Here is a 12,638-nt window from a genome sequence, read left to right as displayed (position 1 = left end):
ATGCTTTGTAAATTTTTCAGGAAATAGGGGGGCAGATGCTTCTTTTTCGTAGTTTATGGTTTCTGTTTTTTAATCTTATGCTGGTGGCTTCCTGTTGGAGCAGTGTTGAGTCACCCGAGCAGAAAGCTCACAGGAATGCCCGGCTCAGTGTCAACGGCCTCTATTTTAGTTTCGTCTTTGCCGAAGAAAATAAAAGGCTGTTAGAAGCCATCATGGTTTCAGTGCGGCAAGTCTATGACTACTATTATCAGGATCTTTGGTCGGAAGGTCACTCTGCAACAGAGAATCGGACAGAAGCCCGACAGCAACTTCTCACCAACCTCATCCAGCAGGCTATCCGGCATACTACTTCGAAAGTCATTGGTAGCGAAAAGGTGGTTGACAGTCACCCAGACTGTTCCATGTTCCATCTCCTGCAGGCATTCAGTAATGCTCCTGCCATGGAGGAATCCGGGGATGTCGTTCATTGGTATCGAACCCGGCCTGTGTTGCTTCAGGGGGTCGTCGCTGAAGATCGTATGGACTCTATGGAGAGCCTGATTCAGGAGGCTGTGCAGAACAGTTTCAGAGAATTCCCGTCTAACCCGGTTTCCCGGGAACAGTTAGCCCGGCAACTGGGTTTTATAGTGGTGGAAATGCAGGAGCTTTTTCTCCGTGGTAAGGCGCTCCGTTCTCTTAGCCACACGGTAAACCGCTTCAAACGGATACCGGAGATCGGCAGTGATCTTTCATTTGCTTTTTTTCTTTCCTTTTTGACTGAACGGTTTAACAGCCACGGCACCCTCTGGCATACAGAGAGCGGGGGGAGCAAATGGCGTCAGTATCAGGGAGACCTCTCCGCCCTGTTTATGAAAGCTGCTGATCATGAAGAATATGGTATTGAGTGGTACCAGCAGATTCGCAGGGTTCTGGATGGAGAAAAACCGGTCATTGAAGAGCCTTTCGGGGCTGACAATGATTGGGAACATTGGATCAAACCTGTGATCATGATTCCGTTTTCCTTGGTGGTCATCTTCACGGTGGTATCAATAGTGAAAGAAATATGTGAACCGGAACCTCCGCGAAGAAGAGCTAAAAGAGGATAGGCTGTAAACATTAGCCAGAGCCCCCGTTTCGCTGAACAATTTCCACAATTAAACGTTCTGCCCTAAATTCATTGGTTTTTTCTCTGCAGCTGCCATTACCTTGTTCTATGCTTCCTTAATTTGTCAGGACACAGGGGTGTTGGATGCTTCTTTTTCGTGGTTTTCTGTTTTTGTTTCTCAGTCTGATAGCAGTGGCTTCCAGCTGGAGCAGTGTTGAGTCAATCGAGCAGAAAGCTGAGAGGAATGCCCAGAAGAATCTTGGCAATCTCTATTTTGATTATGTCTTTGCCAAAGAAAATGAGGGGCTGTTAAAAGCCATGATGGTATCTGTCCGGCAAATCTATGACCTTTATAAGCCGAATCAGTGGCCGCAAGACCAACTGGTTCCAGACAATCAGAAAGAAGCTCGACAGCAGTTTCTTACCAGACTCGTCCAGCAGGCTGCCCGCCACACTATTGCGAAAGTTAACGATAAATTGGACGACAGTGACCCGGACCGTCCCATGTTTCATCTCCTGCAGGCATTCAGCAATGCTCCCGACATGAAGGAATCTCAGGATGTTGTTCACTGGTCTCAAACCTATCCGGTCATGCTTCTGGGGGTGATGGCTGAAGATCGTCTGGACTCCATGGAGAGTCTGATTGAGGAGGCTGTGCAGAACAGCTTCAGAGAATTTCCCGCCAACCCGCTTTCCCCGGAGCAGTTAGCCCGGCAACTCGGTTTTATTCTGCTGGAAATGCAGGAGCTTTTTCTCCGGGGCAAGGCGCTTCGTTCACTTAGTTTTAAGGTTGAAAAGCAAAAACAGAACCCACGGATTGCCAGAGACCCTGCATTTAACATTTACCTGACCATCCTGACTGAAGACTTTAATAATCATCCCACCCTCTGGCATAAAGACAGCAAACGTCGTGACTATCAGGAAAACCTCTCTGCCCTGTTTATGGAAGCGGCTGACCGTCAGGATTACGGTCTTGGGTGGTATCAGCAGGTTCGCAGAATTCTGGATGGTGAAAAACGGGTCAGTAAAAAGCTGGTCATTGAAAAGCCGATCAGGCAAAGCCATCAGGATGACAATAACTGGGAACGCTGGTTTAAAATTGGGGTGATCGCTTCGGCAGGCGGCGTGGTCATCAGCATGATCAGCATAATGGCCTTTTTGATGGTCGATGAATATAAAATGGAACGCAAGTGGCGGCAAGAGGAAAAGCTGCGAAAGAAGCTGGGCAGAGCACTCAACAAGCCTTGGCGGAAAGATCCGAAAGGAAGGGACTGGACACCTAACAGAAGGGACAGGAAGAAGGTAAGAGATATCATCGAAGGCTTTGATCGAAAGATTTGGGAAAAAGTCATGATCAGAGCCGGGGTTCTGGATCCCCATTTCTGTGACATGGATCTGGATGATCTCTATATGCAGTGGTCGCTGGCAGATCTTTATAGCCATTTGAGACAAGAAGAATATATCCTGACAAGAGAAGATAAAATACGTCATGAACAGCAGCGGCAAGAAGCGGCTGAAAGAGCCAGAACAGCCGCCTACACTGCAACAACCCATCAACAAAATAAGCTCAAGACCCTATCCAATTCCGGCTTCAGTTGGGATTCTTCAGACAACGATGGTGGTTTTGGCTTTTCCAGTTGGGATACACCGACCACTCTTTCAGTTCAGGGGCTGGAGGCTAGCTGGGATTGATTATTTAAAGCTTTGTCAGCTGATTTATGTTCGGTAAACAATTTCCGCCATTAGAAGGTTCTGGCCATGGATTCATTGTTTTTATTCCGCAGCGGCCAGTTGCTTGTCCTATAATTTTTTAATTTGCCAGTTGACAGGGAGGTCAGATGTTTTTTCTTCGAGGCTTATTGTTTGTGTTTTTCAGCTTGATGCTGGTGACTTCCTGTTGGGGCAGTGCTGAGTCACCCGAGCAGAAAGCCGCCAGGAATGTCCGGGATAATCTGAACAGTCTCTATTTTGATTACGTGTTTGCCGAAGAAAATGAGAAGCTGTTAAAAGCCATCATGGTTTCGGTTCGGCGAGTCTATGATAGCTATGAGCAGGATCAGGGGGCGGAAGGCCACTCTTTACCAGACAGTCAGACAGAAACCCGACAGCAGTTTTTGACCAGACTCGTTCATCAGGCTGTCCGGCATACTATTTCGAAAGTCACCGCTAGCGACAATCCGGACCACCCTATGTTTCACCTTCTGCTCAACAAAGCACCTGGCATGGAAGAATCCCCGGATGTTGCTCGTTGGTATCGAACGCGACCTGTGTTGCTTCAGGGGGTCTCGGCTGAAGACCGAACGGACTCAATGGCGAGCCTGATTGAAGAGGCAGTGCAGAACAGTTTCAGAGAATTTCCGTCCAACCCGCTTTCCCCGAGAGAGTTATCCCGGCAGCTTGGTTTCATTCTGGTAGAAATGCAGGAGCTTTTTCTCCGTGGCAAGGCGCTTCGTCATCTCAGCTACAGGGTCGATGAGCAAAAACAGGACCCGGAGATTGCCAGAGACCCAGCCTTTGTTCTTTACGTTTCCTCTTTGACTGAACTGTTTAACAGCCATTCCACCCTCTGGCGTACAGACAGTGAACGTCGTCATTATCAAGAAGATCTTTCCGCCCTGTTTATGGACGCCGCTGGTCTTGAAGGTTATGGCACTGAATGGTACCAGCAGGTTCACAGAGTTCTGGAGGGTAAAAAGCCGGTCACCTACCACCCCCGAAGTGGTTATAATCTCGATGGTCTCAATTATAAAGTACTGTTCCTTTCAGGCGCATTGCTCGGAGGTTTTTTAACCGGCGTGATGGGTATAGTCATTGCTCATGGCCAGAGGCTATCACAAAGAGAGCAATGGACATGGGAGATTGAACAGGCGGAGGAGTTGCAAAGAAAGTTAGGCAAGGCACTCGAGCTGGAAGATCAGGAAGGAAGGGACCGGGAGCCTGACAGGAGAGACAGGAAAAAGATCGGAGAGATTATGGAAGGCTTTGATAGAAGGGTTACGGAGAAAGTACTGATCAGGTCCGGGGCTCTGGATCCCTATTCCTGTAACGTGGATATTAATCTCAGCATGCAGATATCGCTGATAAAGCTATACGACTATTTGAAGGAACGCAGGTATCTCTTGACAAAAGAAGAGAAAAGACGCCGGGAGATGGAGATGGAGATGGAAATGGAGATGATGCAGGAAGAGGCGGATGAAAGGGCCCGAACAGCCACCTGCAGCGGAACTAGCCATCAGCAGGGGAGGGCGACCACACATTCACCCTCCAGTAGTTCTTCAAGTCAGCAAAGAGCAAGTGGCTGTTCCAGCTGGCGTACCCCAAGGACTTCTGAGGTTCAGTGTCGCAAGGCGACCTGGAGCTGAATGGCACCATTAAAAAGACTCCCCAATAAACAATTTCCGCAATTAAAGAACCTGCCCCTTGTGAATTTGCAGACTTTCCTTATTATTGATGTTTCACGGAGATCTGCTCAGGATCTCTGCACTCGTCCTGGTTCAGGACCCTCAGAATTGTTCAAGACATAAGGTTACGGAATTCACATGCTGGATCCCAAATACGTTCGCAGCCACCTCGATGAAGTGGCTGCCTTGCTTCGTAAAAAGCATTTCGAGCTGGATGTAGAGCGACTAAACGCTTTGGAAGAGCGTCGCAAGTCCCTGCAGATGCGCACCGAACAGCTTCAGAGCGAACGTAAATCCGGGTCGAAGGAGTTCGGCAAGATCAAATCCCGAGGCGGTGATATCTCCGAACTCAAGGCTCGTATGGACCAGCTCTCTGCGGAGGTGAAAGAGTCCGAGCACCAACTGTCAGCCCTGCAGGTAGAACTGAATGACTTGTTACTGGGGGTTCCCAATCTGCCCCATGAATCAGTACCGGAAGGAGCTGATGAAGAAGACAATGTTGAAGTGCGTCGTTGGGGAACCCCGGCTGATTTCCAGTTTGATATCAAGGATCACGTTGATCTGGGTGAGCCCCTGGGTCTGGACTTTGAAACCGGCACCAAACTGTCTGGTGCACGTTTTACACTGATGCGTGGTGGCATTGCCCGACTGCATCGTGCCCTGGCTCAGTTTATGCTGGATGTTCAGGTTCAGGAACATGGTTATGAAGAGGTCAATACACCGGCTCTGGTTCATGATACCGCTCTGCTGGGGACTGGACAGCTGCCAAAGTTCAGTGAAGATCTGTTCAAGACCGAATGCGCTGAAGCTGAGAAACCTTTCTACCTGATTCCAACCTCCGAAGTGACCCTGACTAACGTCGTACGTGAGAGCATTCTGGATGCCATTGAACTGCCACTGAAACTGACGGCACACTCTTGCTGTTTTCGCAGCGAAGCAGGCAGCCATGGTCGTGATACCCGTGGCCTGATCCGCCAGCATCAGTTTGAGAAAGTGGAAATGGTTCAGGTAGTGCATCCGGAAAAGTCGTTCGAGGCGCTGGAAGCCATGACCGGTCATGCTGAGGCTATTCTGCAGAAACTGGGACTGCCTTATCGCGTAGTCGCGCTCTGCGGCGGTGATCTTGGCTTTGGTGCCGCCAAAACTTACGATCTGGAAGTCTGGCTGCCGGGTCAGGGCAAGTACCGTGAGATTTCTTCTGTCAGTAACTGTCTGGATTTCCAGGCTCGCCGCATGCTGGCCCGTTTCCGTAATCCCGAAACCGGCAAGCCGGAACTGCTGCATACCCTCAATGGTTCGGGTCTGGCAGTGGGCAGAACGCTGGTGGCTGTTCTGGAAAATTATCAGAATGAAGACGGCTCCATTACTATCCCGGAAGTGCTTCAGCCCTACATGGGTGGCGTCACTGTGCTGGGCAGATAGTTCTGAAACAGATAGCTCTGAAACAGATAGTTCTAAAACCAGAGCACCTTCAGGTGCTCTGGGTCACAGGCTCCGAGACCAGGTTCTTCAACCACCGTCGTGAGAATACTCTGAACAACACCATCATAGCCTTAAACAGCTCTTCAAACAGGCTGAAAATAAACACCAGGTACAGCGGCAGTCCCCAGTGCGCTGCGAGCCAGGCCATGGGGATGCCAATCCCCCACATGGCAAAGGTGCAGATGATAGCGGTGGCTTTAACATCTCCGCCACTTCTCAGCAGGCCGATAATTCCCATCAGGTTGATAACCCGGATACACAAGCCCACACTGGCTACGATCATTGCCTCCTGAGCCATAGTCATGGTGGAGCCTTCAAACTTTCCGAACAGGGTAACCACATCCGTCCGGAAAACGATCAGCAGAGTACCAATAAACAGCGCAATAAAGGGTGACATGACCAGCATCATCCAACCCTGTCGCCAGGCTCTCTCAAAACGGCAGGCTCCCAGTTCCTGACCCAGAATAATAGAGCCGCCCACACCGAATCCGAGAAACAGTGAAATCAGGATGGCCTCGATAGAGGAGATCGCTGACATGACTGCAAGCTCATTGACACCAATACCGGCATAGATGACGCTGTATATAATCAGACCAAAAGCCCAGGATCCGTCCTGGAGCACGATGGGAACACTGACTTTGAAATAGCGAATCAGCTCTTTCGTTTTCAGGCCCAACTCTAAATCCTGTTTTTCGGGAATCAGGTAGCTTCTGAATTGTTTGATGTAACAGAGCAGAAGGACTGTCTGGAAGAGTCTGGACAGCGTTGTTCCCCAGGCCGATCCGGCAACGCCCAGTTCCGGGAATCCAAAGTGCCCAAAAATCAGCACGTAATTCAGGAATACATTCACCAGAATGGCATAAAAGCCAATGAGGGTGGGTGTTCTGGCATCGCCAGATGCTCTCATCGCGGCTTCCAAAGGTACGACAATTGCCGCACAGATAATCGAAGGGGCGGTAATCAGGAGGTATTCAATAGCCAGTCGGGTTAGCTCAGGGTCGCGGGTTGAAAGCCCGATCACGACATCAGGCAGCAGCATGTAAAAGGCCACGATAGGTACCGTGATGAGTACTGAGGTCAGCAGCGATTGCACCAGCGTTCTTCGCAAGCCCGCAGGATCGCCCGAGCCGATAAACTGTGAGGCCAGAATACTCATACCGCTACCCAGAGAGGCAGTCAGAATCAGGTTAAAGAAAAAGATTCGGTTTCCCAGGCCCACCGCCGCAACGGCTGTCTCACCCAGCTGACCGACCATCAGAATATCGATGAGTCCGAGCAGGGAAAACATCATGGATTGCAGGGAAACAGGCAGGGCGAGGCGCCAGAGTTTATGAAAAAACTCCCTGTCCGCACTAAAACTTAGTGAAGCGGATGTATTCATGCAGTTCCTGATAAAAAGGGTATTAAGTACTCAACCATACGAAATCATATTTTCTGACTTATTGTTCAGGCACTCGCGGCAACTGCTCCTGCGTTGCTCTAGCTCCTGCATCCATGCAGTCGTGATGCGTTGCAACTCTGGTCACATAGCTTGCTATGTTCCCGTCGTTGCGCCTTGCAGAGCACCTGCCCAATAAGCCAGAAATATTCGATTCCGTATGGCTGAGTACTTAGACTGTTCTAGATTCAGTCTTGAATTATTCGGCGTAGATTATATGAACTAAAGTATCGCTCATCTGCTGGGAAATACCGAACTCTGAAGTGAGACAACCAGGCATTGGATTTTAAGGCTTTAAAAGAGGGTATAAGGATCAAATTTATTCTTATTAAAGGATAAGCATTCACTGGTATAATGCCGGACAATGAGAGGAACAGGTTCAGTATCAGGTTAAGCCGCTGAAAAAACCGTTTCCCGGATACAATAATGATAACTGAAAGAGAGTCGTCCGAGTGGATTATTTGCCATTATTCCTCGAAGTTCGTGATCGTCCCTGTCTTCTCGTTGGGGGGGGGGACATTGCCTTGCGCAAAGCCAGATTACTGTCTGATGCGGGTGCGATGATTCAGCTGGTAGCGCCCGAAATTCACCCGGACCTGATGACATTGATCAATGCCGGAGATCATCAGTTCCGGCAGAAAGCCTTTGAGCTTTCTGATTTGAAAGGCGTTTGTCTCGTTATTGCAGCAACCGATGATCCTGAAGTGAACTCGGAAGTGGCCCGGCAGGCAAAGCTGCAAAATTTGTTTGTCAACGTCGTCGATGACGCTCAATCCGGTAATGCCGTAATGCCTTCTATTGTCGATCGCTCACCGGTTATGGTGGCTTTCTCAACGGGAGGAAAAGCACCTGTTCTAGCGCGAATGCTGCGACAGCAATTGGAATCCATCTTGCCGGCTGGCTATGGCCGTCTCGCCGAAATGGCGGGGCAGTTTCGTGCAAAAGTGTCCCGGAAATTCAGTCATATCAATGATCGCAGATATTTCTGGGAGCGTGTGTTAACCGGGAGTGCTGCGGAAAAAGCCATTTCCGGCGATGTTGAGGCAGCCCAACGTTTAATGGAAGAAGAGCTCGCCAGCTCCGAAGCGGTGACAACCGGGGAAGTGTATCTGGTGGGTGGTGGGCCAGGGGACCCGGACTTGCTGACATTCAAAGCACTGAGGTTGATGCAGCAGGCTGATGTCGTGTTGCATGACCGACTGGTTTCAGAACAGGTATTGTCACTCTGTCGCCGGGATGCGGATTACATCTACGTAGGCAAGAAGCGCGATCGACACACCCGCCCTCAGGAAGAAATTAATCAGCTACTGGTCGATCTGGCAAAAGAAGGTAAACGGGTGTTGCGTCTGAAAGGAGGAGATCCATTTATTTTTGGTCGGGGAGGTGAAGAGATTGACACTCTGGCTGAAGAGAATATTCCTTTTCAAGTGGTGCCGGGTGTTACGGCGGCATCCGGCTGTGCCAGTTATGCGGGCATTCCCCTGACGCACAGAGATCATGCTCAGTCTGTAAGGTTTGTAACCGGTCATCTTAAAGACGACAGCTATAACCTGAACTGGCAAGAAATGGTTGACACTTCCCAGACTCTGGTTTTCTACATGGGTCTGATGGGGTTGCCACGAATCTGTGAAGAGTTACACAAACACGGGCGCAGTTCAGACACACCCATTGCTTTGATTGAGAAGGGAACCACCCAGAAACAAAGGGTATTCACCGGAACTCTGGATACTATTTGCAGCATTGTTGAAGGGAATGCTGTAAAGGCACCCACTTTGATAATTGTTGGTGATGTGGTGCAGCTCCACGACAAGCTTAAGTGGTTTAATCCTCAAACTTCTTAGTTCAAACAATACATCCCCCACCCACTGCATTCCCGCCCTTTGCGCGGGAATGCATCAGGTTATAAGTTCGACAATATGGCCAGAGTGGCCATGACACCCAGAGCAGTCGTCACTGCGGCTTTACCTGCTGATGAAGTGGGCAGGACTGTCATATTTGTGCTTGATGCAGTGGGTACGACGGTCATATTTGTATTTGATGAAGTTGGGAGTGCTGTGGTCGTAACTGTGTTTGATAAGTTGGAGGCCGCTGCCGAACTCATATTGACGGCATTGAAGAAGGCTGCGAAACCTGCAGCTGGGTCAGAGGACGGACTGACTGGCTGGCAGACCTCTGAAACAAAGAAGAGCTCACCTTCGAGGTTGACCAGCCCGGCGCAGGCATTGGCTGTGGAACCATTCATGGCGGTCCAGATATTCACGGTTGTTTGAGTGGGAATTGGCCAGACACTGGGTGAACTTACAACTTTTTCGCACAGTTTTTGTTTTTCCGCGTCATCCAGTGTTATGTGTGCTGCTTTCAGGCTGAAGCGTTCCAGAGGTTGCCACCATGGTTTGACTGCCTGAAGGTGGTTACAAACCAAATTCAGAGCAAGCAGTCCACTGACGGTCAGAGCGGTCTGTGTTGTTTTGATCTGATTACCAATCAGGTAAAAAAGAGGAAACTTTGTTTCCTTATCTGCGGTACCAACAAGTACAAACCCTCCCTTGCGAAGAGGGTCGAGTCGTGTGATACCCTCATTGGAAATATTAACATTGTTTTTGAACACATCCATGGAGATTCTGGGGCCCAGTCTGAACTCTCCCGCCTCTGCCATATCGCCCTGGAATGTGTTCCCAGTCACAGTCAATAACCTGGACTGGTACTTGATGGCGGGAAGATTGACTAATACTCCCTGATCGGGAATAAGATCGGAAAGAATGCCGTTGTGAAGCCCGGTGTATTTTTTTCCAATGACCGTGTTATTGGCAAACTGTAGACCTGGACCTCGATACCAATAAGTGGCGGATAAATTCAAAGGTAATTTGCAATCCAGGTTAACTGCTGCCCGAACAGGAAGATGGAATACGTTTTTTTCTAATATCAGTCTGCGGTTATAACACTCTGCAAAAACAATGGAGTCAATTTTGGGGAGGTTATTCTCACGGGTTGGCCGGAAAGTAATGTGTTGTATATTACTTTTTCTTCTTTCTCCGAAGAGGAAGTGATCAGGGGCTCCAATCCTGATCATACTACTGCCTGTAAATCCTGGCCGATCCTCGATAACGATTTCATGATCGACCTCGGCAGCTCCAAGAATGTCCTGACCGTCTTTCAAACGAATTTCACCGTCAATAAAGTATTTAGCGGTAATTTTACCAGGCGCCGAGGTCGTTGACGGAGGAGGCATCGCTGTGGTGCTATTTGACAGAACCATTGAGGAAGAGGTCATATTCATCGAAGAGCTGGTGGTGACATTGGCAGTGGTTGGGGCAGTGGTTGAGGTCTGCACGGTTTCGGAGGAGAGCAAAATAACAGTGTTCTCTGGAATCCGTTCGATCAGCTTGTTTAAATTCTCTGTCGGGTCAGCTTTGAGAACAATACACTGTCGATTGTAAACAAGGTCGCTATAAAGGTTCACTACCGCATCAACCCCCATTGCCTGTGGTGAAAGACGGTCGCACAATTCAGTCGGAAGGAGGGGGGGAGCAGAAGGGGTTACACTGGGTGATTGAGTTGTGTTCTGTGCCTGCAGAATCAGAGCCTGTGACAGGAGTACAAGAGCGATTAAGCAGGCTGAATAATACTGTAGCTTGGTCATGTTAAAGACTCCCGATAAGCCTCCCAGATAAGAAGCCTAGACTCCGCATATATACTTATCCATTAATATGGTTAAGATGTTTCAGGAAAAACAGTTGGATTTTTCTTACTACCCTCTCTTCAGTGCTCTTGCCCGGACAACCAGCCCTGACTCCAGAGCTATTTCATATCACTCGTTTTGCCCTCGACGGGAATGTCTATCTCCTGAGATGATGTACGGATTCCCGGGCCGGGACCACCCACAGCACCTGAAAGCACAGCAATCAGAATAAACGCTGGGTACATTTATATCAGCGCCTGGTTGCACCTGGCTATAGATTCAACAATACAGCCAGAGTGGTTATAACACCCAAAGCAGTCGTCGCGGCGGTTAAACCTGCAGTTGAAGTGGTCACAACATCAGAGTCGTCTAAACCCGCTGATGTGGTGTCAATAACAGCAGGGGTAGCAAGTGTCGGGCAGTTTGCTGCATTATCAAAGTAGAGCTGACCCTGGATATTTTTCAGCCCGGATAGAACAGAAGCTCTGGAATAATTGATGGGAGTCCAGGTATTCACGATCTGGTCGACTGTCGGTCTTCTGGTCGTCGCTATGCCGGCGGTTGAACTCACGGATGTTTGGCACTCAGTTCCCAGCCGTATGGGGTTAACTGCTATCAGTGAAAAATAATCGCTGTATTGTTTCCACAGAATCATTCCCAGAAAGCGGTTACAGGCCAGGGCCAGTTCAATCTGATTAATGATGGTTAAAGCTTGCGTTGTGACCCGGATATAATTACCGGCCAGATTATAGCGAGGAGCTTTTCTCACAGTAGATGAAAGTCCCCTTAAAGCCAATCCCCCTCGTCGGAGCACTCTTCCTGTTCTAATTTCGCTTCGTGTTATGTCTTTATTGTCAATGTAAATGGAAGCCGTGTTTCTAAAAATATCAATACTGCTACCGGACCCAATTGTAATCTCAGCCAATTCTGAGATTTTGCCCCGAAATGTGTTTTCAATTATTTCGAGCTTGTTTGATTGGTTAGTGATGTTGGCAAGAGCAATAATTATCGCCTCCTGAGGAATCATGCTGTGTTGTGATGTGCGGATGGTTTCAGCTATGACCTTGTTGTTGGCGAAGCGTAGGCCCGGGCCCGTGTGCAAATTATTGGCGGATGCATCCAGAGCTAAACTGCAACTCACTTCAACTGCAGCCCAGGTAGGGAGATATAAAACGTTGTTTTCTATAGCCAGTGTCCTGTTATAACAGTTTGTGTAAAAAATAGTGTAAATTGGATTATCGGGATCAGTTCCAGTTGGCCGGAAAGTTATGTGTTTTATATGATTGTCTATTGTTTCGCTAAAATTGAATCCGCCATTGTATTCAACTCCAACCTCGATCATGTTTCTGTCTGCAAAACCTGGATGAAGCTTGATAACAATTTCAAAACCGTCATCAGCAGCCCCGATGATGTCCTGACCGTTTTTCAAAGTTATTGGACTGGCAATAAGATAATCAACAGTGGGCTTACCTGTTACGGGGGCAACGGTTGGAGAAGTTGTATTGGAGGAAAGCAAGATAATGGTGTTATCAGGAATCTGTTTTATCAACTCAC

General features: G+C 48.8%; 8 protein-coding genes. 5 read left to right on the top strand and 3 right to left on the bottom strand.

Going from position 1 to position 12,638, the window contains the following annotated elements; all coding sequences use genetic code 11:
• Positions 1-35: 35 nt before the first annotated feature.
• The 4 genes from ACOMHB_RS15570 (at position 36) to serS (ending at position 5,907) form a co-directional block, all read left to right on the top strand.
• Positions 36-1,085 (top strand): hypothetical protein, encoded by a 1,050-nt coding sequence (locus ACOMHB_RS15570; RefSeq protein WP_448217297.1) that lies wholly within the window; start codon positions 36-38, stop codon positions 1,083-1,085.
• 143 nt (positions 1,086-1,228) lie between these two features.
• Positions 1,229-2,776: a hypothetical protein gene (locus ACOMHB_RS15565; RefSeq protein WP_448217296.1), complete on the top strand. Its 1,548-nt coding sequence runs from the start codon at positions 1,229-1,231 to the stop codon at positions 2,774-2,776.
• A 146-nt stretch (positions 2,777-2,922) separates the two neighbouring features.
• Positions 2,923-4,446: a hypothetical protein gene (locus ACOMHB_RS15560; protein ID WP_448217295.1), complete on the top strand. Its 1,524-nt coding sequence runs from the start codon at positions 2,923-2,925 to the stop codon at positions 4,444-4,446.
• 177 nt (positions 4,447-4,623) lie between these two features.
• A complete protein-coding gene (gene serS, locus ACOMHB_RS15555) occupies positions 4,624-5,907 on the top strand; it encodes a serine--tRNA ligase (protein WP_448217294.1) in 1,284 nt (427 codons plus the stop codon).
• A 49-nt stretch (positions 5,908-5,956) separates the two neighbouring features.
• Here the strand turns inward: serS and ACOMHB_RS15550 are convergent, their stop codons facing one another.
• Positions 5,957-7,348, bottom strand: a complete 1,392-nt coding sequence (locus tag ACOMHB_RS15550; protein WP_448217293.1) for an MATE family efflux transporter — start codon at positions 7,346-7,348, stop codon at positions 5,957-5,959.
• 509 nt (positions 7,349-7,857) lie between these two features.
• Between ACOMHB_RS15550 and cysG the strand changes: the two genes are divergently transcribed.
• Positions 7,858-9,246, top strand: coding sequence for a siroheme synthase CysG (gene cysG / locus ACOMHB_RS15545; protein WP_448217292.1), 1,389 nt, complete (start codon positions 7,858-7,860; stop codon positions 9,244-9,246).
• Between the two features lie 59 nt (positions 9,247-9,305).
• Here cysG and ACOMHB_RS15540 read toward each other — a convergent pair whose 3' ends face one another.
• Together ACOMHB_RS15540 and ACOMHB_RS15535 are read right to left on the bottom strand one after the other, a co-directional pair.
• Complete coding sequence (locus ACOMHB_RS15540; protein ID WP_448217291.1) at positions 9,306-11,045, bottom strand: hypothetical protein; 1,740 nt, start codon at positions 11,043-11,045, stop codon at positions 9,306-9,308.
• 310 nt (positions 11,046-11,355) lie between these two features.
• The gene (locus ACOMHB_RS15535; RefSeq protein WP_448217290.1) at positions 11,356-12,633 is read right to left on the bottom strand and encodes a hypothetical protein; all 1,278 of its coding nucleotides are present in this window, start codon (positions 12,631-12,633) and stop codon (positions 11,356-11,358) included.
• Positions 12,634-12,638 lie beyond the last annotated feature (5 nt).

This window comes from Endozoicomonas sp. 2B-B (assembly GCF_053470045.1).
Note: the sequence above shows the minus strand (reverse complement) of the source record. Positions and strands in the feature narration are given on the sequence as shown.

Bases quoted from the DNA above. Each gene is read 5' to 3' on its own strand.
- serS (WP_448217294.1), top strand. From the start codon at position 4,624: ATGCTGGATCCCAAATACGTTCGCAGCCACCTCGATGAAGTGGCTGCC.
- ACOMHB_RS15565 (WP_448217296.1), top strand. From the start codon at position 1,229: ATGCTTCTTTTTCGTGGTTTTCTGTTTTTGTTTCTCAGTCTGATAGCA.
- ACOMHB_RS15540 (WP_448217291.1), bottom strand. From the start codon at position 11,045: ATGACCAAGCTACAGTATTATTCAGCCTGCTTAATCGCTCTTGTACTC.
- ACOMHB_RS15550 (WP_448217293.1), bottom strand. From the start codon at position 7,348: ATGAATACATCCGCTTCACTAAGTTTTAGTGCGGACAGGGAGTTTTTT.
- ACOMHB_RS15560 (WP_448217295.1), top strand. From the start codon at position 2,923: ATGTTTTTTCTTCGAGGCTTATTGTTTGTGTTTTTCAGCTTGATGCTG.
- ACOMHB_RS15570 (WP_448217297.1), top strand. From the start codon at position 36: ATGCTTCTTTTTCGTAGTTTATGGTTTCTGTTTTTTAATCTTATGCTG.